This is a genomic window from Nitrososphaerales archaeon (assembly GCA_032906765.1).
Taxonomy (GTDB): domain Archaea; phylum Thermoproteota; class Nitrososphaeria; order Nitrososphaerales; family Gagatemarchaeaceae; genus DASPPF01.
Map to the genome: position 1 here is coordinate 32,175 of JAJTZB010000002.1, position 23,392 is coordinate 55,566.

General features: G+C 58.6%; 21 protein-coding genes. 6 read left to right on the top strand and 15 right to left on the bottom strand.

The features are described from left to right. The first annotated feature begins 33 nt into the window (after nucleotides 1-33). Complete coding sequence (locus tag LYZ69_02500; GenBank protein ID MDV3277321.1) at nucleotides 34-2,748, top strand: hypothetical protein; 2,715 nt, start codon at nucleotides 34-36, stop codon at nucleotides 2,746-2,748. Here LYZ69_02500 and LYZ69_02505 read toward each other — a convergent pair. Further along, nucleotides 2,723-3,784, bottom strand: coding sequence for an inositol-3-phosphate synthase (locus LYZ69_02505; protein ID MDV3277322.1), 1,062 nt, complete (start codon nucleotides 3,782-3,784; stop codon nucleotides 2,723-2,725). The two genes, LYZ69_02500 and LYZ69_02505, sit on opposite strands and share 26 nt — an antisense overlap. A gap of 98 nt (nucleotides 3,785-3,882) precedes the next feature. On the opposite strand from LYZ69_02505, the gene LYZ69_02510 reads away from it, so the two are divergent. Continuing rightward, a complete protein-coding gene (locus LYZ69_02510) occupies nucleotides 3,883-4,305 on the top strand; it encodes an NUDIX domain-containing protein (protein MDV3277323.1) in 423 nt (140 codons plus the stop codon). A gap of 5 nt (nucleotides 4,306-4,310) precedes the next feature. Here the strand turns inward: LYZ69_02510 and LYZ69_02515 are convergent, their stop codons facing one another. After that, nucleotides 4,311-4,991 (bottom strand): hypothetical protein, encoded by a 681-nt coding sequence (locus tag LYZ69_02515; GenBank protein MDV3277324.1) that lies wholly within the window; start codon nucleotides 4,989-4,991, stop codon nucleotides 4,311-4,313. A 119-nt stretch (nucleotides 4,992-5,110) separates the two neighbouring features. Between LYZ69_02515 and LYZ69_02520 the strand changes: the two genes are divergently transcribed. Next, nucleotides 5,111-5,476, top strand: coding sequence for a hypothetical protein (locus tag LYZ69_02520; protein ID MDV3277325.1), 366 nt, complete (start codon nucleotides 5,111-5,113; stop codon nucleotides 5,474-5,476). Here LYZ69_02520 and LYZ69_02525 read toward each other — a convergent pair. From LYZ69_02525 to LYZ69_02535, 3 genes are read right to left on the bottom strand one after another with little or no spacing between them, the layout of a single operon-like run. Then, on the bottom strand, nucleotides 5,473-5,952 hold the full coding sequence (locus tag LYZ69_02525) for a hypothetical protein (protein ID MDV3277326.1): 480 nt from the start codon (nucleotides 5,950-5,952) through the stop codon (nucleotides 5,473-5,475). The genes LYZ69_02520 and LYZ69_02525 overlap by 4 nt on opposite strands. A gap of 41 nt (nucleotides 5,953-5,993) precedes the next feature. Beyond that, nucleotides 5,994-6,776 carry a polyprenyl diphosphate synthase gene (gene uppS, locus LYZ69_02530; GenBank protein MDV3277327.1) on the bottom strand — a complete coding sequence of 261 codons (783 nt, stop codon included), beginning with the start codon at nucleotides 6,774-6,776 and terminating at the stop codon, nucleotides 5,994-5,996. A gap of 3 nt (nucleotides 6,777-6,779) precedes the next feature. Then, complete coding sequence (locus LYZ69_02535) at nucleotides 6,780-7,904, bottom strand: DUF373 family protein (GenBank protein MDV3277328.1); 1,125 nt, start codon at nucleotides 7,902-7,904, stop codon at nucleotides 6,780-6,782. 113 nt (nucleotides 7,905-8,017) lie between these two features. Here LYZ69_02535 and LYZ69_02540 point away from each other — a divergent pair, with 113 nt between their 5' ends. Continuing rightward, nucleotides 8,018-9,685 (top strand): long-chain fatty acid--CoA ligase, encoded by a 1,668-nt coding sequence (locus LYZ69_02540; GenBank protein MDV3277329.1) that lies wholly within the window; start codon nucleotides 8,018-8,020, stop codon nucleotides 9,683-9,685. On the opposite strand, the gene LYZ69_02545 is transcribed toward LYZ69_02540, so the two are convergent. Next, on the bottom strand, nucleotides 9,675-10,853 hold the full coding sequence (locus LYZ69_02545; protein MDV3277330.1) for an acetyl-CoA C-acetyltransferase: 1,179 nt from the start codon (nucleotides 10,851-10,853) through the stop codon (nucleotides 9,675-9,677). The genes LYZ69_02540 and LYZ69_02545 overlap by 11 nt on opposite strands. A 96-nt stretch (nucleotides 10,854-10,949) precedes the next feature. Between LYZ69_02545 and LYZ69_02550 the strand changes: the two genes are divergently transcribed. After that, the gene (locus LYZ69_02550; protein MDV3277331.1) at nucleotides 10,950-11,867 is read left to right on the top strand and encodes a branched-chain amino acid transaminase; all 918 of its coding nucleotides are present in this window, start codon (nucleotides 10,950-10,952) and stop codon (nucleotides 11,865-11,867) included. Here LYZ69_02550 and LYZ69_02555 read toward each other — a convergent pair. The 4 genes from LYZ69_02555 to LYZ69_02570 all read right to left on the bottom strand — a co-directional run bounded on the left by LYZ69_02555 (nucleotide 11,864) and on the right by LYZ69_02570 (nucleotide 16,416). Then, nucleotides 11,864-12,319 (bottom strand): Zn-ribbon domain-containing OB-fold protein, encoded by a 456-nt coding sequence (locus tag LYZ69_02555; GenBank protein ID MDV3277332.1) that lies wholly within the window; start codon nucleotides 12,317-12,319, stop codon nucleotides 11,864-11,866. The genes LYZ69_02550 and LYZ69_02555 overlap by 4 nt on opposite strands. A gap of 225 nt (nucleotides 12,320-12,544) precedes the next feature. Then, nucleotides 12,545-13,768, bottom strand: a complete 1,224-nt coding sequence (locus LYZ69_02560) for a DEAD/DEAH box helicase (protein MDV3277333.1) — start codon at nucleotides 13,766-13,768, stop codon at nucleotides 12,545-12,547. A gap of 145 nt (nucleotides 13,769-13,913) precedes the next feature. Further along, nucleotides 13,914-14,423, bottom strand: a complete 510-nt coding sequence (locus LYZ69_02565; GenBank protein MDV3277334.1) for a Zn-ribbon domain-containing OB-fold protein — start codon at nucleotides 14,421-14,423, stop codon at nucleotides 13,914-13,916. A gap of 31 nt (nucleotides 14,424-14,454) precedes the next feature. Continuing rightward, complete coding sequence (locus tag LYZ69_02570) at nucleotides 14,455-16,416, bottom strand: acetoacetate--CoA ligase (protein ID MDV3277335.1); 1,962 nt, start codon at nucleotides 16,414-16,416, stop codon at nucleotides 14,455-14,457. 152 nt (nucleotides 16,417-16,568) lie between these two features. Here LYZ69_02570 and LYZ69_02575 point away from each other — a divergent pair, with 152 nt between their 5' ends. Further along, nucleotides 16,569-17,369: a hypothetical protein gene (locus tag LYZ69_02575; GenBank protein ID MDV3277336.1), complete on the top strand. Its 801-nt coding sequence runs from the start codon at nucleotides 16,569-16,571 to the stop codon at nucleotides 17,367-17,369. Between the two features lie 114 nt (nucleotides 17,370-17,483). Here the strand turns inward: LYZ69_02575 and LYZ69_02580 are convergent, their stop codons facing one another. The 5 genes from LYZ69_02580 to LYZ69_02600 form a co-directional block, all read right to left on the bottom strand. After that, nucleotides 17,484-18,641, bottom strand: coding sequence for a thiolase domain-containing protein (locus LYZ69_02580; protein ID MDV3277337.1), 1,158 nt, complete (start codon nucleotides 18,639-18,641; stop codon nucleotides 17,484-17,486). A gap of 7 nt (nucleotides 18,642-18,648) precedes the next feature. After that, nucleotides 18,649-19,776, bottom strand: coding sequence for a hypothetical protein (locus LYZ69_02585; protein MDV3277338.1), 1,128 nt, complete (start codon nucleotides 19,774-19,776; stop codon nucleotides 18,649-18,651). 45 nt (nucleotides 19,777-19,821) lie between these two features. Then, nucleotides 19,822-20,439 carry a CPBP family glutamic-type intramembrane protease gene (locus LYZ69_02590; protein MDV3277339.1) on the bottom strand — a complete coding sequence of 206 codons (618 nt, stop codon included), beginning with the start codon at nucleotides 20,437-20,439 and terminating at the stop codon, nucleotides 19,822-19,824. A gap of 123 nt (nucleotides 20,440-20,562) precedes the next feature. Beyond that, nucleotides 20,563-21,555: an LLM class flavin-dependent oxidoreductase gene (locus LYZ69_02595; GenBank protein ID MDV3277340.1), complete on the bottom strand. Its 993-nt coding sequence runs from the start codon at nucleotides 21,553-21,555 to the stop codon at nucleotides 20,563-20,565. Nucleotides 21,556-23,231: 1,676 nt separating this feature from the next. Continuing rightward, nucleotides 23,232-23,384, bottom strand: a complete 153-nt coding sequence (locus LYZ69_02600) for a hypothetical protein (GenBank protein ID MDV3277341.1) — start codon at nucleotides 23,382-23,384, stop codon at nucleotides 23,232-23,234. Nucleotides 23,385-23,392: the final 8 nt, after the last annotated feature.

A 23,392-nucleotide genomic window follows, 5' to 3' on the forward strand; every position in this document is an offset into this window, starting at 1 on the left:
AAAGCCCAAACTGGTCGGCCATCGGAGTCTCAGTTGAAGCTTAGGCAGCTACTCGCAGTCCTCATTATCATCTCGATGGTGTTCGTCCCCGCATTCCCGCCGAATGCGCACGCGGCAGCCGTCGGCGGTTACACGGAGAGGCTGACGACCTACGTGGCGGGCTCGGACGCTTATTGGTTCCTTAGCTTCGGCAACATCAACGTGTCGAACCCGACTCTCGCATCGGTCGAGGCAATACCCGGCCTGACCTGGTACAACGTCACCGCGTTAGACACTACCTCGTGGGTATCTGACTTCCAAGTGTTCGGCCCTCAGGGATACAACGTTCTGCCCGTTCCATTCGTGCCGCTCCACGGCGTCTTCCTGACGGTCGGAGCTGTTACCTTTTCTGACGCAAGCGCCGCCGCCAGCAGGTTCGGCTCGTATCTGCTGACCTCCTTCCAGTCGACCTCGAACTCCACTGGCGTTTACACCTTCTTCGCGCCCTTCTCCTTCAGCTCTATCGCACCTTCCACCCTGCTCAGATTCATCCCCACAAATGAGGGTGGTTTCGTCCAGCCGATTACTGCCTCGGCTTTCATGAAGCTTCAATCGCCAATCGTCACCCTTGAAGGGCAGCGCGGGATATCGGGTTTCTCCCACGGGCTTGTGCTCGGCTCAATCACATCCAGCGGGCTTGACTCCTCATCTCTGCCGAACATGCTGCAGTACTTCGGCTCGACCATCCACTTCATCCAGGCCGCGAACGCAAGCTCTTCATCATCGATCGTCTTACGCTTCCTCGACGGAGTGGTAGTCTCCTCGGACAACGCAACCGTGACGTCCGACCGCACCTCGTTCAAGAGCACGTATTCTCTTCAACTGAAGCCCCTCGAGAAGGTCTACAGGCTCAACGCCACGGTCATACAGCAGCCGGCGGAGCTGCTGGCGACGAGGATCATCGACGTCGGGGTGCTCAAGACTGGCTCGAACATGTCCGTGACGCTAGCGCTGACCAACCTGTCAAACTCCACGACGTTGACCGGCATCACTCTGTCGGACAACTGGTGGAAGGGGTCGGGGCTCTTCAAGCTGGTGTCAGGTTCCTCCAACGTGACAGCCACGAGCATAAGCGCTGGTCAGACCTCGACACCCACGTACGTGCTCCAGTACACGGGGAACACCTTCAGGCCATTCCGAATACCTGCCACTCCCGTCTCCTACTCCTACTTGGTTGGCGGCTCCTTCTTCCACGAGCATACTAGCCTTAACCCGATGACAATCTCTCTGGGCGTCGACGGACCCGTCGTCTACGCATATCTCGCACCTTCCGGCTCACTGGGCAAACCGGTGGGCTCGCCCCAGCCGCTCAAGGTCTTCGTGAAGAACGTGGGGACTAGGACTGCATCATCAGTGGACGTCGCAGGGCAGCAGCTGGGCGGCCTCGCGCCCGGGGACTCGAGCTCGGCGACGCTCTCGGCGACAGCGCCCGGCCTCTCGCTGGTGAACGATACAAGTGGCTACCAAGTCTCATACATGACGCCCGAAGGGGCCTCGGTCAACTTCACCACCAACGTCCTCCCAGTCATCTTCTCTCACAGCGGGATGAAGATTGCATTTGGCACACTCAAGCTGAACTCGACCGTCTCTGCCTTGCCCGGCGGAGGGTCGAGCCTCAACCTCACAATGGACTTCGCCAACTTGGGCTCCGCGACTGTCACCTCGTTCGACGCCCGCTCTCCCCTGCCCACTGGATTGGCCTGCGGCAAGGCGGGCGGCACCAACCTGACGTGCAGCGGCGGGGTACTCTCTTTGCACTTTTCCGGAGTCCTTTCTCACGGTCAGGAACACGCTTTCATGATTTTCAACGTCACACAGGGAAGGAACTTCATCTTCTGGCCGTTCACCTCGAGCGTGCTTACGTCGGGTTACAACCTGGCCGCGTACTCGAACCCTCAGCCCGCTCCGACAGGGCTACTCCTCTCGAAGCAATTCAACCCGTCTCCGCTCTTCTTGGGCATGGCCTCGACCGTCTCTGTCCTCGCATCAAACGCGGGCCCGTACACAGTATACAACGCTTCGGTCACGACAGTAGCAGACAGCTTCGACCAGGCGACGGCCACCTCCCACACCACAGGCTTCAGGAGCAACATCACCACGGGTTCGGACTTCAACTTCACCTACGGCGTGAAGACCACCTCCTCTGCCAAGAACGCCCTCACAGCTGCCGTGACAGCCCTCTTCTACTTCGGAGGCACCCGATTCGTCTTAACCGGGCAGGGCCCGAGAACTTCAGTCTACAACCTGGTCAGCGCCACAGTGACGTCCGTACCCTCGAACCCAGTCGAGGGCAAGCAATTCGAGATAGTGGTGACCCTGACCAACCCTGCTGGGGTAAATGTCACGGACGTCCAGTTCCTCCTCCCTGTGCCTTCGGGCATCGCGCTGTCGAAGCCGTTGAATGCGACGCTCTCAGGAGGAGGCGTGTCCATCAACCTTGGCCAGCTCGCGGCCGGAGCGTCTTACAAGGCGACCGTGAACGCAACGGCGAATTCGGGGCAGACGATACCGTTCTCGGGCGCCAAGCTGACGTTCGGCTACTCTGGGGTGACCTTGAGCGGCAAAGTGCCGTCGGCTGGCATAGCGATAGGCGAGGATGTGCTGACCCGGTACGAACTCCCTGTGGGGTTGGTCGTGCTTGCGCTTCTGGCCACTGCCTTCTACGTGAGAAGGTTGGCGGGGGCTACCTCTCCCTCTTTCCAGAAGTGAATTCTTCGAAGGCCGTCTTCGCCTCCGAGTATGGCATCTGCACGGGCGGATGCTTGAAGCAGAACGCGGAGAGGCTGGTCAGCTGGCCACCGACGCCCCTGTCGAGAGCCACCTTCGCCCCCCTTATCGCGTCCACCATCACACCCCCGCTGTCGTAGGCATCGACGACGTGCAGCTTGACGTCCACCTTCACCGTCGTCCCGCCGAAATACTTCCCCCTCAGCCAAATGTAGCAAATCTTGTCGTTGTTCAGGAAGGGCACGTAGTCGCTGGGCCCTATCCTCGTCGGGACCTCGTAGGGGGACATTGCCCTGACTGCGCTCGTCTTGCTCTCCCTCTTGTCCCTCAACCTGCTCTCCTCGAGCATGTTCAGGAAGTCGGTGTCCCCGCCTATGTTCAGCTGGTACGTCTCGTCGACCTTCACCCCTCTGTCGACGGCGAGCTTCACCATCGTCTTGTGGAGGACCGTGGCCCCGAACTGGCTCATCACATCGTCTCCCGCTATGGGCAGATTCGCGCTCTCGAACCTCCCCGCCCACTGCGGGTCCGAGGCTATGAAGACAGGTATCGCGTTGACGAAGGCCAGGCCGGATTTCAGAGCGGCCTCTGCGTAGAGGTGGGACGCGTTGGTGCTTCCCACCGGAAGGTAGTTGACGAGGATCTCTGCCCCCGAGTCCTCGAGCACCTTCGCGACGTCCTCCTCCTTCTCCTTCGAGACTGGGATGACGTCCTTGAGGTACTTCCCGAGGCCATCGAGCACGGGCCCCTTCCTCACGACTACGCCGAGCTTCGGAACGTCGGCTATCTTCTGCGTGTTGTTAGGAGCCTCAAAGATGGCCTGCGATAGGTCCTTCCCGACCTTCTTCGCAGAGACGTCGAAAGCGGCCACGAACTCTATGTCCGCGGGCGTGTAGCCTCCCACATCCCAGTAGGTCAGGCCGTCGCCCTTCCCCCGTTTGGAGTAGTAGCTGACGCCCTGGACTATCGCAGAGGCGCAGTTGCCGACGCCAGCGATAGCGACCTTGATCTTGGACATTCGGGAATTTATATCATCATAAAATTCAGTATAAAACGATTTCCAGGCCCAGACGGCCTGCGGAACCCTAATAATTCCACGATGGAAGTCTGCAACGCATGGAGGAGAGGTCCGCTGGTGCGGTTGTCTTCAACGACAAGAGGGGGAGGCGCTACCTGCTCCTCCTGAACAAGGAGAGGTGGGACTTCCCAAAGGGAAACATGGAGGCGGGCGAGAACGAGCTCGACACTGTCCTTCGCGAGGTGAGGGAGGAGACGGGGCTCCGGCACATCGACATCGTCCCAGGCTTTAGGCGCAAGATCGAGTACTTCTACAGGAGGGACGGCCAGAACGTCCACAAGCAGGTCGTCTACCTCCTCGCGCGCACCAAGGAGGAGAAGATCACAATCTCAAGCGAGCACCAGAGCTCGGGGTGGTTCCCATACAGTGGGGCTCTCGCGAAGGTGAGCTACAACAACTCGAAGGCAACGCTGAAGGAGGCAGAACTCTTCCTCAAAGGCGCTGCCGTACCGGCCGGATGAGCCTGTCAGAGCTCTACGAGCGGATGCTTCTCGGCGAGCTTGATTACCTTGACGGGGACGAACCCTGGCTCGTCCGCCTTCACAACGAAGGTCGTCTCGGCTATCTTGTCCGGCGCGTACTTAACGAACCCTGAAGGGGGCTCGTCCTTCGTCCTCGCGTAGAAGAATATCGAGGCTTCCTCGTAGTCGTCGATCCTCGCGAACGTCCCAATCACCCACCCGTTTCCGTTCTTGAAGGCGAAGAGTGGCAGAGGCGGCTCCTCGAAGAGCATCTTGTATGTCCCGACCTTGGCCAGGCTCGGGAGGTCCTGAACCTCCATCGAGATGAAGGTGTCCTCGAAGGAGCTTCTCGGCTTTAGCTGCTCGGGCATCTTGTTCACCTTGATTATCGGGGCATAGCGGTAGACGGGGTTGCTCGCAGTCCCTACGAGCTGCACCTCCTCGCCGTCCCCTGAGCTTCTGTACGCGAGGAACTCACCCGTCTTGTCCGTGTCGATGTAGTAGAAGACAGGCGTCCCCATGAAAAGGTCCGCCTGGGCCGCGAGCCTGATCCCGTTTGTCTGCTTGAAAGCGAAGAGTGGAAAAGGCGCCCTCTCCAGCGCGCACGAGAGCCGGCCCAGCTCGACGAGGGAAGCTAGCTTTACGAAGCAGGCTCCGCCGAGCCTGTACTCCTCCTTCTTAGGCAACTGAACCCGCCCGCTGCGTGCCTGTTATAAATCTGGTTCTTTCCTCGGGTCTCCTATCATTGGATTCTCACGAAACCGTGAATGGTCCACGCGATTGGCGCAGTGAAACGAGCGACGACATGAAGAAAGCCGAAGCGACACTGAGCTCGTTGCAATCCTCCCTGACAGGCGAGCCGGGCGAGCAGGAGCTGCGGTCAATCTGGCGGTCATACGTGATGGTCGAGAAGAGCGTCGCCTTCATCAGGGTGGAGCTCAACGAGGAGAACCCGGGCCGATTCATCAAGCCCAAGGTCTACGCAGTGCCTGATGAGAGGCAGGCCATCGGCTTTGCGCTGAGGTTCCTCAAGACCGCAATCGAGTCGTTCGACGCGGGGAGACTGGCAGAGTCATTGAGGGACCTTCGTGAGTCGAGGAACTATCTGAGGGTGATGTTGAGGCAGAAGAGGCTTCTCAGGGCAAGGAAAGCAAGGGCAGCTAAGGGTTAGTCCTTCGACCCCTTCTTCTCCGGCTTCTTGGTCTCCTTCTTGGCTGGCGCTTTCGCCTTCTTCTCCTCCTTCGCCGCCTTCGGCTTCTCCTTCTTCTCTTCGGCCTTCTCCGGCTTCTTCTCCTCCGTTGCCTTCGGTTCCTCGCCTTCTCTGACCTCCAACTCTTTCTCCTCCGCCTTCTCCACCTTCTCTGCGACCTTCTCCTTCTTCTCTTCCTCTTCCTCGCCGAGCTCGAGCTCCTGGACCGTCAGCTCCTTCCCCGCGACGAAGACCCTGTAGTTCTTTCGCAGTCCGTTCATGTAAAGGAACCTCTTGATGTACGTCTTGACCTGCCTCGGCTTCAGCCCCTTCCTCGCGCTCGCTTCGTCTATCTCCAGCGACTCGCCCGAGAGCTCGGGTTTGGTGCCCACCCTCGGCTCCAGGAATGCGAGGAGGTCAGCCCCCTTGTCTTTCAATGTGCCAAGCGCGACCTTCAAGTTGAGAAACCCCCAGTCGGTTCCGTTATAACGGTTGTTCCTTAGCGGCCGTATCTCCTCGTCCTCCTCTGGTAGGTGCGTATCGCCCTCATCAGGTCTATCATCCTGAACGAGGGCCAGAAGACATCCACGAAGACGAGCTCTGAGTATGCCCCCTGCCAGAGCATGAAACCGCTCATCCTCTCTTCTCCGGAGGTCCTGATGATTAGGTCAGGCTCTTGGTTCGGCAAGTATGAGGTGTAGAGTCTCCTTTCTATCGTATCGTCCGTTATCTCGTCTGGCGAAAGGATGCCGCTCTTGACGTCCTGCGCGACCGACCTGACCATGTCCTTGATCTCCGCCCGGCCGCCGTACGCTATCGCTATGTTCAGGTAGTGGTCCCCGAAGCCTGCGGTCTTCGCCTCGATCTCCTCGAGGAGGGCCCTTATCGACTGCGGGAGCATGTCGAGCTGCCCTATCGCCTTGACCTTCACCCTGTATCTATAGATCCTCTCGTCCTTGAGCAGCTTGCGGAGCCTCTCCTCGATCAGAGCGAAGAGACCGGCGACCTCCTCGGGCTTCCTGTCCAGGTTCTCTGTGGAGAGGACGTAGAGCGTGACCGTCTTTATCTTCAACTCGTGGCACCAGTCCAGCAGCCTCTCAGCCACGTTCGCCCCTTCCTCGTGCCCGAACCCGGCCGAGACGCCCTGCTCCATCGCCCACCGCCTGTTCCCATCGAGTATGATCCCGATGTGGCCCGGTGCGCCTTCCTTCTCGACCTGCGACTTCAGCCTCCCCTCGTACACCCTGTAGACGCCGAAGAGGCGGAGCACTGACTCCATCATGGGTTAGTCCCTTTCCGGCGGCGTCCTCACCCTAACGCGCGGGTACAGGAAGACTGTCACGCCGAAGATCACCGCAAGGCCCAGCAATATGTAGGAGACGAGCAGTATTGTCGACTGGCCCTGTCCGCCTATGAGGAATGCGGAGAACGTCTCCACGGGGAAGTAGAGAAGAGCGAGCATGACGATGACGAACGCCTCCCTCCTCCACCTGGGGCTGTCCCTCGCTATGTTGGAGAGGAGTGTGCCGACGGCTCCTATTGCTATCCCGGCCCAAACCAGGAGCAGAGACCCGCTGATGAAGTAGCCCGCGAGCCCTGTCCCATACGTGAAGAAGAGGACCGGGTTCGCTAACACGGACGCTATGATCCCCTTCGCCTGGGTCTCCATGAAGTCGTACCCTGTCGTGAACCCAACCAGAATCACCAGCATCCCGGTGACGTCAGAGAAGACTCGGATGTAGCCATATGGCCCTCTGCTTAGTAGCCCGGCCACAGTCCTGTCGAGGTTGAATCCCCTGATGAAGAAGGCACCGCCTATTATCAGGAGAGTCGCGAGCTGTGCCTCGAAAATCCTGTTCGAGATGATGAGTATCCCGGCGAGGAGCAGAATCATTCCTGGGACGCCCAGCGCCCACCTCGAATAGCGAGTGTCGAAGATCAGCATCCTGAGGTACCTACCGAGCACGAGGTACGTCTCCTCCACAGTCTCGCTGTGCTTGACAGTCACCCTCTCGACAGAGACGATTGGCCTTATGTTCTGAAGTATCGGGATCACGTGCTCGTCGTCGCCTCCGTCGGAGACGAAGACGATCCCGACGAAGTTGACCTGCTTAAGGAGTTCGTCGACCTCCCTCCTCACCTGCTTGTCCGCCTTGAACCCGCTTTCCGGGTCTCCGCAGACCACGCCGACCTCGCAGTCCATCCCCTCCTTCCTGAGCTCGTCGAACTTCTTCACGGCCGCGAATATCGCGTTCGCATCGGCTTCCTCGGGGTCGGCAAGGGCGAGCTTCGTCGCTGCAGCCACAACCGCATCCCTCCCGAAGACAGGGGTGCTGACCTTCGTCTTGACGCCAAGGTCGTCGTCCCTGTCAACACAGAGAACGAGATATCTCTCTGTCTGGACCGTCAACCCAACCAAAAAACAGCACCTGACTATACTTAAGGATAGACCCCAATTCTTGGCCTTCCGTCGTTTCTCAGATAGCCTTAAGGGACGAGCAGAGCGAACTGCCGAAGTCAGAGTTGCAGCTAGAGCGCCCTTGGTTGAAGTCCTGGCCCAAGCAGTTCAACCCCGACACCGAAGTTGACAAGAAGCCGCTCTATTCTCTACTGATCGATTCAGCGTCGAAGTACCCTTCTAAGGTCTGCCTCCACTATCAGGGGAGGGGACTAACCTACTCCCAGGTTGACGACAGGGCATCGAGGTTCGCTTCCGCCCTCATCTCCCTTGGCCTCCAGCGGGGCGACCGCGTGGCAATCTTCCTGCCCAACATTCCTCAGTTCGTCATCGCGTACTACGGCATCCTGAAGGCAGGCGGGATAATCGTGACATGCAGCCCTCTCTACAAGGAGAGGGAGCTCGAGTACCAGTTGAAGGACTCTGCAGCCAAGATTGTGATAGCAGCTAGGGACGTCGTCAAGGGGAACGACCTCTACAAGAGCCTCGAGGGTTGCAGGGAGAGACTGGATCTCGAGCACGTCATCAGCACCAGTGTGACGGACTACCTCCCGTCTGCGAAGAGAGCGCTGGCAGGCCTCGCTGGCGTCAGGAACGTCGCGAGGGCGGGCACGCTGGATTTCGCGGCGCTATCGAGGAGGAGCGGCCCGATCGCAAAGCCCGCCGACGTCAACCCTGAACGGGACGTCGCGCTGCTGCAGTACACGGGCGGGACGACGGGGATTGCGAAGGGGGCGATGCTCACCCACTACAACATGTACTCGAACGCAATATACACTGGAATGGCGCTGCCTATCACCGATTCGGACGTCGCACTCGCCGTGTTGCCTCTCTACCACATTTACGGGATGACAGCCACGATGAACGCGCCGTTGAGCGCCGGCGCAGAGATAGTCCTCCTCCCACAGTTCCATGTCGAAGAAGTCATGAAGACGATACAGAGGAAGAGGGTGACGAGCTTCTGCGCCGTGCCAGCAATGTACATAGCGCTAATCAACAACCCGAAGGTCAAGGACTTCAACCTCAGGTCGGTCAGGGCCTGCATATCTGGCGGCGCAGCTCTGCCTGTCGCGGTCAGGAAGAGATTCATCGAGCTGACCGGCGGGAACCTCGTCGAGGGATACGGCCTCTCGGAGGCGAGCCCGGTGACGCACTGCAACCCAGTCCACGACGGAGTGGTGAAGGACGGCTCCATAGGCCTCCCCTTCCCCGAGACAGACGCTATCATCGTCGACCTCGACGACCCTGACAAGGCCCTCAAGGTAGGTGAGGTCGGCGAAGTGGCTGTGAGGGGTCCGCAGGTGATGAAAGGCTACTGGAACAGACCCGACGAGACTGTCATGGTCCTCAGGAAAGGTTGGCTTCTCACCGGAGACATCGGGAAGATGGACGAAGAAGGCTACTTCTTCATCGTGGACAGGAAGAAGGACATGGTGAACGTCGGCGGCCTCAAGGTCTACCCCAGGGAGGTCGAGGAGGTCCTCTTCGAGCATCCGGCTGTCAAGGAGGCCGCCGTGGTGGGGATGCCCGACTCGTTCAGCGGAGAGGTTGTGCGGGCGTTCGTCGTGCTCAAGGACCCTGCAGCGAAGGTGAGCGAGAAGGACATCATCGACTTCTGTGCCCCGAAACTCTCGCGGTACAAGGTTCCGAAGAAGGTCGAGTTCGTCCCGGATTTGCCGAAGACCTTGATTGGGAAGGTTCTTCGCAGGAAGCTGAGAGAGCCTACCTCCTGACGAGCATCGCCACTGCGTTGCCTCCGCCGAGGCAGAGCGTCGCAAGACCTGTCTTCTTCCCCCTCCTCTTCAGCTCGTAGACCATTGTTGTGAGCACCCTCGCTCCGCTGCAGCCGATTGGATGGCCAAGGGCGACCGCGCCCCCGTTCACGTTGAACCTGTCCTCGTCTACGCCCAGAGCCCTCCTCACTGCGATGGAAGCGGTCGAGTACGCCTCGTTGTGTTCGAAAACGTCTACGTCTTCAATCGATATCCTGTGCTTCTTCAGGAGCGCTTTTGTCGTCGGAATCGGCGCCTCCATCACTCTCGCTGGTTCGAAGCCGCCGGTGCCATACGCCTCTATCGTGGCGAGCGGCTTCGCTCCGAGCCTGTCGGCCGCTTCCTCTGATGCAACGACCAGCGCGGACGCCCCGTCGCTGAGCTGCGAGGAGTTGCCCGCAGTCAGTATGCCGCCTTCCTTGAAGACGGGCTTCAGCTTCGAGAGCTTCTCCATCGTCGTGTCTGCCCTGATGCACTCGTCCGCTGCGAATCTCACTACTTCTCCGCCCTCCCGTTCGATTTCGATCGTCACGATCTCGGCGTCGAACCTTCCGGCCTTCGCTGCAGCGGCCGCCCGCGCGTGGCTCTGGTAAGCGAACTCGTCCGCCTCCCTCCTCGAAATCCTGTACTTCTTGGCTATCAGCTCGCCGGTGACCCCCATGTGATAGTCGTTGTACGCGTCCCAGAGCCCGTCATGTATCATCGCGTCTTGGAGCCTCGCGTCTCCGTACTTGAGCCCCCATCTGAGGTTCTTCACCAGGTAGGGTGCGTTGCTCATGTTCTCCATCCCTCCCGCGACCACAATCTGTTGGTCCCCCGCCCTTATCGACTGCGCCGCGAGCATGACAGCTTTGAGGCCCGAGCCGCACACCTTGTTCACTGTGAAAGCTCCGACTGCTGGCGGGACTCCCGCGAAGATCGCTGCCTGGCGGGCCGGGTTCTGGCCCAATCCGGCCGAGATGACGTTCCCCATTATCACCTCGTCCACCTGCCTTGGCGCCACGCGTGCCCTCTTCAGTGCCTCCTTGATCACGACCTCGCCGAGTCTGGGTGCGCTTACACCCACCAGGCTCTTCCCGAACTTGCCTATGGCAGTCCTGCAGGCCGAAAGGATAACTGGACGGGGCAACAGCGTCTGCTAAAGGCACCTCGATAATAAACGACACGTCACGCAGGAAAACTCTACGCCTAAATATGATGTGATTCGGGCCTCGAATCAGGCGCCATGAAAGCCCTAAGCAAGATTTGGATGGACGGCAGGTTCGTCGACTGGGACGACGCGAAGATTCACGTTCTGACCCACGGGCTGCACTACGGCTACGCAGTCTTCGAGGGGATAAGATGCTTCTCGACTTCCAAGGGGCCAGCCCTGTTCAGATTGGACGAGCACCTCGATCGTTTCATGAACAGCGCCAAGATCTACAGGATGCAGGTTGGTTTCACGAAGAAGGAACTTTTCGACGCCTGCGTTGAGCTCGTCAGGCAGAACGGAGTGAAAGAGGTCTACCTCCGCCCGATTGCCTACAGCTCCTACGGGGAGATGGGTCTCAGCCCGCTGAAGAGCAAGATTTCAGTTGCGATAGCCTCGTGGGAGTGGGGACTCTACCTCGGAGAGGACGCGGCTGAGAAGGGCGTGCGGGCGACGGTTTCCAGCTGGGTGAGGATAGATTCGCGTTCCCTTCCGCCCCAGGCGAAGTGTGCTGCGAACTACGCAAACTCAGCCCTCGCCAAGATGGAAGCAGTCTCAGCCGGATTCGACGAGGCCATAATCTTGAACGGCATAGGGATGGTCGCCGAAGGGCCCGGGGAGAACATCTTCAGGGTGAAGGACGGGATACTGAGCACCCCGCCAGCCAGTTCAGGAATCCTCAGAGGGATAACCAGGGACACCGTGATTCAGTTCGCAAAGGAGTTGGGCGTCACCTTCTACAGGAACGACTTCACGAGGGAAGAGTTGTACACGTCCGACGAGCTGTTCTTCACCGGCACTGCGGCAGGCCTGGCGATGATAAGGGAGGTTGACGGCCGAGTCATAGGCAACGGCAAGCAGCCAATCTTGCCCAAGCTCCAGAAGATGTACAACGACGCGACGCACGGCACGGACAGGAGCCACGAGAAGTGGCTGACCTACGTCAAGCTCTAGACTGCCACGAACCACTCGATGTCTGTCAGCGAGCCGGTCCTCTTGGGCTCGGGCGCGAACTGGGCGAGGACCTTCGACCCCACCTTCAGGCCTTTGCCATTGACTCTGTGGACCAGTCCCCCGATGACTCCTTTGAAAGTCACAAACGCGAACATGCTCGGCTCCTTCGTCCGTCTCCCGTCGAAGTCGACCCAGCTTTCGGTGAGGGCACCAATCCTACCCTCCGACCCGACATCCTCGAACTTCGATATTGGAGAGAAGCAGTCGACGCAGTACATCTTGGGAGGAAGATAGCTCTTGCCGCACTTCTCGCAGGTCGCAGCCAGTATCTTCCCATGCTGTAACCCCCGGAGGAACTTCTCGCCTGCCACGCCAGCGGTGTATTCGTATCGGAGCGGTATCTTGTCTGTCCAGGACCTCATCTGGTCGACGCCGGTTATTCTTTCATCCATGCGCGAGCTCCTCTGACCACCGACGATTCCGATCTGGTGGTTAAAGCCTTGCGGGTGCGCAGGTCTCCTGCGCCTACGACTATCTCCGTCTGCCTCTTCGAAGCCGGCTCTGATTGTCTAGCTGCTCACAGACAGGACAGTATTTCCTGCCCGACCTCTCGTCGACTATGAGTCGTACCTGGTGGGTGGGGCAGACCTCTTTCTGAGCTTGGGCAGTGGCCTCGCTCATCTGTACCTTCTCCATTTGTGGCGGTTCGGTCGCCTCGACCCACCAGATTTGAACCGCCTTCGTCTCCAGTCGCCGTCTCTGGCACCAAGGGCTTGGAACGAGTGCAGCTTGTCCTCAGGCCGCATCGGTGTTATCGGGGCCTTCGTCATCTGCAAGATCCTGGCGAAGTCTCCCATCTCCTCCTGGGACACGAGCGAGAACGCCTTCCCGGCCCTTCCGGCCCTCGCGGTCCTGCCGACCCTGTGGAAGTACAGGAGCGGGTCCATCGGTATCTCGAAGTTCACAACGCAGGCGACCTGGGGGATGTCGATGCCTCTGCTCGCCACGTCCGTGGCTACCAGAATGTCCGCGTGGCCGTTCCTGAAGATGTTCATGTGATGGTCCCTCTGGTGCTGGCTGAGGTTGCCGTGGAGCGGGACCGTGTCGAAACCCTTCTTCTGGAGCTCTATCGCCAGTCTGTGCGCGCCGTACTTTGTCCTACAGAAGATGATTGCGCTCGCAGGGTGCTCCTTCTGCAGCAGGTCGGCCAGGAACCCAAATTTCTCCTGCTGCCCCACCACGGCGAAGTACTGGTCCAGTGTTTCGACCGAAGGCTCGTCCGAGTCGATCAGTATCTTCTCGGGTTCGTTCATGTACTTCTTGGCGAGTTCTGTGATCCTGTACGGCATCGTCGCCGAGAAGAGACACATCTGCTTCTTTTCCGGAGTGCAGCCGAGGATGAACTCTACGTCTTCGATGAACCCCATGTCCAGCATTGTGTCCGCTTCATCGAGGACGACGAACTTGGCGGAGCGAAGGTCGAGCCATCCGCGCCTGATGTGGTCGATAACCCTGCCAGGCGTCCCAACGACAACGTGGACTCCGTGCCGTAGCGCCTCGCGCTGGACGTTGATCGACTGGCCTCCGTATATCGTCACCATCTTGATGCCTGTATACGCCCCGAGCTTCTTCATCTCCTCGGTTATCTGGACTGCGAGTTCGCGCGTAGGTGCAAGCACGAGCGCCTGTACGTGCCGGGCATTCGCGTCGATCGACTGCAACATCGGGAGGGAGAACGCGGCCGTCTTGCCCGAGCCAGTCTTGGCCTGTCCTATTACATCTCGACCCTTCAGGAGAGGTCCTATCGCCCTCTCTTGTATCGGGAAGGGCTTGTCGAAACCCATCTTCACGACCCCCCTCAGTATGGAGGAGTCCAGTTCCATTTCCTCGAATCTACTCAATCTTGTTTTGCTTCCAGAGCAATATCCTTGTCAGAGAGTCAGAAACCGAACTCGGTCCGAATCGTCAAACACAGACTTGCTTGTAATGAAACAGCCTCTCGACCTTGTATTTAATCATGGTGCTTCAGCAGGCCCCAGTCGTCTTTCACTTCAGGGGCTCGAAGTAGAGTATGTCAGTGATTGCCCCAGTCCTCTCTGCTTCAGTTTTCCAAACGGCCCTCACCCTCATCCCCACCCTGATGTCTTCCTGCTTCACTCCACCGAGCAGGTGGAGTATGCCCATATTCGGCGAGGCGCCGTCGATGTCGACCACAGAGACGAAGATGGGCTCTTCCCTCCGGCTCGCATCGACGTTGACGTAGCTTATCGAGAATGTGTTCACGGTCCCCGTGTCTTCTAGCTTCACCCATTCGTCCGTCGGCCTGAAACACTCCTCGCAGTACATCCTCGGCGGGATCATGGTCCTTCCGCATTTGTTGCACTTCCTGCCCCAGAGCTCGCCCTCCTTCAGACCCCGCAGAAACCTACTGATGGCCACCCCCGACGTCCATGAATACTTCAGGACTGCCTCGTAACTGGTCGTGAGGTACTTGCGAGCCGCGAGCTCAGCTGGTTCCACCTCTGTGCCTGGGTAATCAGAGATCTTGGAACTCAAGCTCGCTTCACTCCTTCATCGGCGGCGCATTTCAAAGTTTCTCGCCCTTCCTGATCCTAGCGCCGAGCTCTACGTAGAAGGAGATGGATTCCGGGTTGGCCAGGGAGTCTAGGTTCAGTGCCTTTGCTGCATCCTCCCCTTCCAATATCCTCTTGACAGGGACCTCCAGTTTCTTCCCGTTGAGCGTCTTTGGCACAGACGGCGCCTGGAGCACCCTGTCTGGGACGTGCCTGCGTGAGAGGTCCCTGCTGATCTTCTCCCTTATCGCACTCACAAGCGAATCGTCGAGCTTCCTCCCGCCAGCTGTCGCCACGAAGAGCAGCATCGTCGTCTCGCCCCCTGCTGCAGGAATGTCGACGGCTAGGCTCTCCGCCACCTCGGGCAGAGACTCAACTACCCTGTAGATCTCGCTCGTCCCGATTCTCACACCCAACCTCTTGATGGTGGCGTCCGACCTGCCGTAGATTACGCACGTCCCCCGCTCCGTGACCTTGATCCAGTCTCCGTGCCTCCAAATCCCCGGGTACTTTTCGAAGTAGCTCTCCCTGTACCTCCTCCCATCCTTGTCGCCCCAGAGGTAGAGGGGCATGCTCGGCATCGGCTGTGTGACCACCAGTTCGCCGACCTCTCCAATCACCGACCTCCCGCTTTCATCGAAGGACTCGACCTTGGCCCCCAGGCACCTGCACTGGATCTCTCCTGAATGGACGGGGAGGACGGGACATCCGGCGACGAAAGGTGTGCAGACGTCGGTCCCGCCACTGATGGAGGCCAACCACACGTCGCCTTTCACGTTGCCGTAGACCCATTCGAACGCCTCGGGTGTTAGGGTAGAGCCAGTCGACCCCATCCCCGTCAACCTCTTCAGGTCATGCGTCTTGCCCGGCTCCAGGGACGCCTTCATGCACGCCGAGATGTACGCCGCGCTTACACCCATGAAGTTCACGTCCGCGTCCTCGACTAGATCCCAGAGAGCGTTCATGTCAGGATGGCTCGCGCTCCCATCATACAGGACGGCGGTAGCGCCGTGGAGGAGGCTTCCCATGACGTAGTTCCACATCATCCAACCTGTCGTTGTGTACCAGAAGAAGCGGTCTCTGGGCTTCACGTCGTTGTGTAAGGAGAGCTGCTTCAGGTGCTCGAGCAGGATTCCAGCATGGCCGTGCACAATCGGCTTGGGCAGGCCTGTGGTTCCGGAGGAGTAGAGGATCCAAAGCGGATGAGACGACCCGACGGGCTCTGGACGGAGCTTCTCGCGCCCGGAGGTCGTGTCCTCCCAGTCCAGCTCGCCCCTCAGCCTCTCCCCCTGTCCCTTGCGGGCGACGATGACCTTCTTCACGGTCCGCAGAGACGAAAGTATCGACGTGAGCGTCTCTGACCTGTCTTGGTACTTTCCGCCGTAATTATAGCCGTCGACTGCTATCAACGCCTTTGGCCCTATCTGACCGAACCTGTCCACGACGCTGGGCGCCCCGAATTCGGGTGAGCAGCTCGACCAGATTGATCCAATGCTTGCGCTGGCGAGGAATCCGACAGCCGCCTCCACCCCGTTGGGCAGGTAGGCTGCCACCCTGTCGCCCTTCTTCACGCCTAGCTCTTTCAGCGTCGTTGCCAGAGCGCCGACCATCCTCTCAAACTCGCTCCAGCTGAACGACTTCATCTCCCCTGCCTCAGTCCTCGCTATCAGGGCGGGGCCGGTCCGACTCTCCCTGAAGACGTGGCTTGTGTAGTTGACCTTCGCGCCAGGGAACCACTGGGCCCCGGGCATCTCCCTTAAGGAGAGTGTTTTCTTACGACCACTCGGTGACCTAACTCCGAAGTAGTCCCAAATGGAGCCCCAGAATCCTTCTATGTCGTCGACGGACCAGCGCCAGAGGTCGGCGTAGCTCCCGAACTTCCTGCCCCTCTCGGTCAGCCAATCTGCGTATGCCGTGATGTTGGCCTGCTCGACCCGCTTCTGGTCGGGCTCCCAGAGGAGCTTTCCTTCGCTCACGCGGCGCACCCCTGCTCCCGAACTGAAATGTGTTGCATGAACAAGTAGAGGCGACCGTACTCGCGTGTGGCCGTCGTGGCGCAGAGCACCGGTTTCTCCTAGGGGTGCTGCGTTCAGCTAGGGGGTTATAAGGGCCGAAGTCGTCAGCTTCCATGAGTAGGAGATTCGCACCGGCCCCCTTACGGATGAAGGTCTACATGCTCGTGCGCGAGCAGGTTGCAAAGAACGAGTTCGAGGGCGCGACCCGATTTCTTGAAGGGCTGAAGGAGGACGGCTTAACCATGCCGTCGAGGGAAACGATTCGACGTTGGGCGCGGGCAGAGACGTCTCCATATACAGGCAAACGGATTTTCGACGCCGAACCTTCGGAGGAGTTGAGCTTCTTCCTCGGCGCTTGGATTGGGGATGGTTGGGGGGACGAGAACGACGGTGGGAAGAGGATGCGCCTGAAGGTCAGGTCGGAGGGCTTCGCCGCAGAGTTCGCTCGCTCCGCAAGTGTGATTCTCTCGAAGAGTGTTCCGTACCGTGTCTGGACAACCGCGGACGAACGAGGCCCATGGTACAACGTCAAGGTCACAAGCTTCATGCTATTCGAGTTTGTCAATCGGCCGATGGAAGAATTGCGGGCTTTCATCGAACCCTTCCCCATAGGTTTCTTGCGAGGGCTCTTCACTGCCGAGGGGAATCCGTCAGTGAGTATTGAAAGGAGAAACGGACCCCATCTGAGCGCAGGACTGGCTGTCGCGAACAGCGACCGCAAACTTCTCGAATTCTCACGGGAATTGCTTTCGAAGCTGGGATACCATCCTGGTCAGATTAGGCTCAACTTCTTGGTAGGAAAACGAACCAACCTCGGAGTCGCTCGCAGTTCAGGGTGGCTGCTTAGCCTGTCGAGGTTGGAAGATGCCCGCAAGTTCGCGAATGAAGTAAGCTTTGCCGATTCCACAAAATAGCAGAAATTGGTTGACGCTGTTTCGTTAATCGATGAGCTCGGAGCGAGGAGCGCGGCTCAACAATGGACGAAGCTTTACGAAAAGCAGCACGGCGATTGGGTTAAGAGGCCACTTTCATCTTCTCATGGTAATTACAGTCCCAATTTGGAGTAAATCGCCCCACGCCTGCGCAAGCCCCCGGTTGACCTCCTTCTTCACCTGCCTCTTCCCTGCCTCTCCCCTCAGCTGCCAGAAGAGCTCGCACGCTTTCATCGTGCCTGCGGCAGCTATCGGGTTCCCGACGCCGAGCAGCCCTCCGGACGGGTTGACAGGCAGGTCGCCGTCTCTCTGCGTGACACCTTCCCTGGTTAACTTCGGCGCCTCCCCCTTGCCCGCCAGCAGAACGCCCTCAAGGTGGTGAAGTTCCTTGTAGTCGAAGGGGTCATACACCTCGGCGAAGTCAATCTGCTTCCTCGGGTTTTCTATCCTTGCCATCTTGTATGCCATCCTCGCCGCCTGCTCGACATATCGCGGATAGTACAGGTCCCTGTTCGTCCAGTACTGTGTGTCCACGTTCCACCCGACTCCGTCGATCCAGACGGGGTCGTCTGTGTACTTCCTTGCCACATCCTCGGAGGCGAGGATCAAGGAGGCGGCGCCGTCGGACGTGGGCGAGACGTCCAACCTCTTCACAGGAAGGCAGATGGGCTCGCTCTTCATGACGTCGTCGACGGTTATTCTTGCGGGCAGCTGGGCGCACGGGTGGTCCATCGCGTTCCCCTTGTTCTTCACAGACACCAGCGCGATGTCCTCCTCCGTGACGTTGTGGGCGGCCATATAACGCCTCATCTCCAGCGAGAATATCCAAAGCAGGTTCACGCCGAGGGGTCGCTCCAGCGTGTGGTCGAAGATGCTCCAAAACGCGAACTGAGGGTGAGGTTGCAGAGGCGACATCTTCTCCTCCCCGACGACCATGCACGTGTCGAAGAGGCCGGAGGCGACGTGCCACCATCCTGCGACCGGAGCAAAAACCCCCGACCCCCCGCCTACGTAGACCCTGCTGTACGCCTTGTTCGTCCCTCCCGCCCCATCCATGAGGTACTCACCCTTCATGTGCAGGCCGTCGAACGCATCCGGCCCCGTGCCCATGACGACCGATTCGATGTCATTGACCTCCATCCCAGCCGAGTCGAGAGCCATACGGTTCGACTCGAAGGAGAGCTCCCTGCCCGTCTCCAGCATCCTTCGCCTGAACTTCGTCATCCCCGCGCCGATTACTGCTACCTTCCTCATCGCCCCGTCACCTCGACAACACCGCCACCGCACCTGTTGCGGTCGGATTCCCTCTCCAGGACAGGGCGAGGGCCTTCTCAGCCTTCTTCACCTGTGTCCCGCCTGCCTGACCCCTAAGTTGAAGGACGCACTCGAGTACCCGATGCAGGCCCGTAGCCTCGATGAAGTGCCCCACGCCGAGGGAGCCTCCGCTCCTGTTCAGCGCGGGCCTGCGCCCTCCGAGCATGGCGATTGCCTTCTCCCTGCTGGCGCCGATCGACAGCAGGTGCTGCAGGAGCTTGTAGGAGTACGTGTCGTCGACCTCTAGGACGTCGAACGCCGCGAGGTTCTTCAGCTTGGCTTGCCGCATTGCTGAGGCGAACGCGTCTTCTGCGTACCTCGCCCTCTCGACACCGCCCCCTTCGTACCAGGGGGTTGAGGAGCGCCAAGCCAATCCATCGATGAAAACTGCGTCCTTCCTGTTCTTCTTAATCCACTTCTCTGACGCGAGGACAATCACGATGCCCGCCTCAGCATACTGCGACTTGTCGTACCGCCCCAGGGGCGCAGATATGGGATCTGCTCCCGCTATCTCTGACAGGGACAGCTTCGTCCCGTAGCTCGCCCTTTCGTTGTGAAGCGCCGCCTCTTTCTCAGCTGCGACAACCCTGCTGACATCCCTCCTTCCGAAACGCGTCGCGTGCATGAATGCGCTCATCTCGAGCCCAGCGAGTACGTCGTTGTTGGCTCCCACCACCCTGAGGAAAGCGGGGTCGAGCGCCATGTTCTCCACGGCGACTTTGTCCAGAACGTCTGCGACCTTGCTGTGAGCCTCTACCGCGACCACGTCCGCCACGCCGGACCTGATGTGCATGATTGCGTGCCCCATGCCCACTATGCCGTCCGAGGGCACTGTGCAGACGGGACGCCTTGCGCCACCGACCTGGTCCGGAACCATCTCGTCCGCGATGCTCCAACCCTCCCAGAGGTCCTCCGTGCAGCAGATGAACGAACCCACTTCCTTCCTGGGGTCGACGCCGGCATCGGCGTATGCTTTAGACGCGGCAAGGTACATCATCTCTCGGGTTGAGATGTCTGTTATGGCCGGCCTGAAGCCCTCATAGCCAACCCCGATGATCCCGACTCTGTCGGTCACGGCACCCGCCCCACCCGACTCATGATAATTATCTGTTTACGCGGGTCAGCGTATTGGAAACAGGATGAAGATTGCGATGTCCCAAACGAAATGGCTTGTCATGCTCGAAGAGAGGTCCCTCGCGTATGAGTATGTGAGCCCCCAGACGGAGTCCGCGATGAACGTTGTAACGACCCATAGTGGGTTCAGGGTGAGGAGGTGGACCCCTGAGTCGATGGCTGCAACAGCGAACGGCGAGAGTACGCCCACCCTTGTCTGGAGTCTTCTCTGTAGCGTACCCCTGAAGAATGACTCGTAGCCGAGAGTGTCGAAGAGAAGGACTCCGACTTGCAGGGGGAGCGGGTTCCCCGGGGATGCAATTAGTGCGTAGATTGAACCTTCGCTTGACGATCCGATGCCCAATGGGTGCAGCTGCTGGATTCCCAGGTTGCCGGCGAAAAAGATGGCGTAGAGGAGAGCGGCTGTCCCTAGTCCCAAGGCGATTGTCTTGACCCTGGGCGCGAAAAGGCTCGAGAAACCTCCAGACGCAAACGCGCCGAGGATCATGCAAGTCGTGGACACGAAAGCAGCTGGCAGGAAGTAGCTCGAGGGCAGAATGAACATCGCCGCCATCGACGCAAACACGAAGACCGAGGCCGTGGCGAACCGCCGCGCGCTCTGCATCGAGCCGCCAGTCCGGCCTATGAGTTAAATTCCCTTCGCCGCAGGTCAGCCCAAGAAGGGGCCGACGAACGGCCCAACGCATCCGCATACTGGATTCGAAGCCCTTTTCTCGGCCGTCTTGTCTCAATTCCGGCTTGGGGCCAGCTCTTTCATTGCGTACTCGATGTTCCCTATCGGCATCAGTATCGGCAGCGTGACTCCGGCCTTGACGTACTCGTGCACGCGCTCGGCCGCGTGGTCCGCGTCTCCCGATATCGCGAGAGCCTCTATTGCCTCGGCTGGGATTAGACGCTTCGCTTCGGCGACGTCTCCCTTCTTCCACGCCTCCTTCATAGGCCGCAGCTTTTCCTCGCTGACTCCATAAGGAGCGAGCACCTCTGGCTTGACCACCTCGGCAAGCTGGTAGGCGAAGAAGTAGTAGTCCCTCAGCACCTGCCTCGACTTCTCCTGGTCTGGGTCGACTGAGGTCATCATGTATGAGGCCCTCTCTACCGACAACCCCTTGGACGCCTCCCCGATTTTCACGTGCTCTATCATCTTCTCAGTTCCCCAGACAGTGTTGAATGCTGGAGAGAGTATCACTCCGTCAGCAACCGTGGCGGCATAGGCGAGCGTCCTCTTCGATAACGAGGCAATGAACAGAGGGATCCTCTGCTTGAGCTGGAAGCCCAGGGTGAGGTTGCGAACCTTGAAGAACTCGCCTTCGAACTCAACCTTGCCCCCGCTCCAGACTGCCTTCACGACCTCCACATACTCCTTTACCCTCTTCAGGGGCCTCGTCTTCTCCACTGGGAAGATCTGGTAGCCGAGCAGGGGGATTGTCGGGAAACTACCCAGGCCGAGCCCCAGAATCACGCGGCCTCCCGAGAGTTCAGAAAGCGTCGCAAACGTCGCAGCCGCCGTGACCGGATGTCGGGTGAATGTGTTTATCACGCCCGACCCCATCCTGATTGACTTCGTCGCCATCGCCATCGACGAGATGTAGGTGACTATGTCTCTCTGGAAGAGGCTCTCGTGGACCCAGACCGAATCGTAGCCAAGCAGGTCTGCCTTGGAAGCAAGGCTCGACGCCTCCGATGCGGTCAGTACTGGGTTGAACCCGAGCGCCAGCCTCACACCGTTTCACCACTGGTCAGTGGTAATAAGCTTCTGCCCATCCGCTTCTTCAAAGCTGTGTTTGCTTGGCTCTCATCATCTTGATTCAGGCTCTGTTAACTTGTTGGGGGGATAAATACGGGTGTTAAGCATCGGGTGATGGAATGAGGTCTTTGCTCATCGTGTCGTCGCTGTTCGTTCTTTGGAGCACCTTAGCTCCCATGACAGTTCTTGCAAGTGTAAACCTTCTGTTGGTTGACGCTGTTGTTCCAATAGGCAATCCTACTGTGTCTTATGTCAATGGCTCGGTCGTTAGTGGGCAGTTAATCTTGTCTCAGAGTTATCTCGTCAACACTACCCAAGGTCTTTCCACGGGTCTCTTTTTGTGGGTGTCCGTGCAGAACTCTGCAGGCCAGACTGTCGCCGTCTACTTAGGCTCTGTGACCCCACCGGGCGATGGTCAGAACTTCAGTGTGAGTGCTATCTTGCTGGACTTGCCAGGTGGTTGCTGCAACTATGTCGCCGAAGTCTTCGTGACCACGATAACTGGCATTCCCATATCCAAGACCACAAGCGCTCCCGTTCCTCCCGTGATACCAGTCTAAGCGAAGTGAAATGGCAGACCTTTGCTCGTCTTGGGAGTGGTATTCGTCTTGGTAGGAGCCTTCATGGCACTCTTTGGGACGGTCTATTTCATAACTCCCTACGCCCCAGTGCTCTCTCTCCATCCAATAACAGCTTACTATCTGTGTCCGATATGGAAGTCCAACATACCTACCTTCGTTGCAGACGATTGCATACGTCTGACTGGGCCAATCTTCTCTTCTCAATTTGTTAACCTTTCCTCGTTCGCAGAAGTAAATTACTTATCCAACTTCATAGGCATCGGCTTGATATTGCTAGGCGTCGCGGTAGTGGTGATGGGCCATGGGAGAAACTAATTGAAGACCCGCTGGCTTGCACTTCCTGTGGCCTTGGCCATCGTAGTCATAGTTGCAATCACCGTGCCTCTTGACCCTGTTTCAGTATCGCCGCCTAACGCTTGGATGCAGCCTTCCTATTGTGGTCAAGCTACGACCTGCAGTATAATAGCGACCATCTCTAGCGGGCTAGCCTCGCTGACCTATTGCTTCATGGGAAACGGTGCTCTCTATCTGAACGGAGTTTACTATCCGCTCACTCAACCAGGGGCAAGTAACAGGTTCAGAGCGGGAGGCATCCTTTGCCCTTCCCTATCTCCTGTGATTCGCCCATGAGCATGCGAAGCATCAGATTAGGGGCAGCAACACTCCTATTGGGAGTCCTGTTCGTCTTCTTCATTCCGTTGATTCCAGCAACCATCTTTCGGTGTTCCGACCAACTTGGGTTTCTGTGTCTCAGCAACAATGCTGGAATAGAGTCTCTCGGGTATTGGCTATCCCACTGGGGTGCCTTCTACTCATTTGAAGTTGGGTATAACGCACCATCCATCGGAAACCTCACGACCTTTGGAGTCTTACTCTTCGTTGCCCTGCCGCTCGTGGTCGCTTCGGTGGTGTTGGGGACTGGGCCGTGGTTAAAGAACCGATTATACAACGCTAGGAAAGTTGATTCCCATTGATGCCGTGGCTCCCAAGGATGGCAAAAGACCCTGTCTGCGGTGTAGTAGTGGATGAGAAATCGTCGACATTCACAATAGGGTATGCGGGAGGTATCTATCACTTCTGTTCCGCCAAATGCATGGAGAATTTCATGCCAGAACCAGCAAGATACGTGAAGACTTCCTTGAAGCCTTCGGGGTCTACTTGAAATTCGGAACCATTCTCAAATTCATCGGTCCTGTCAACTACTTCGCCAGTGGCATTTATCACGACCAAGC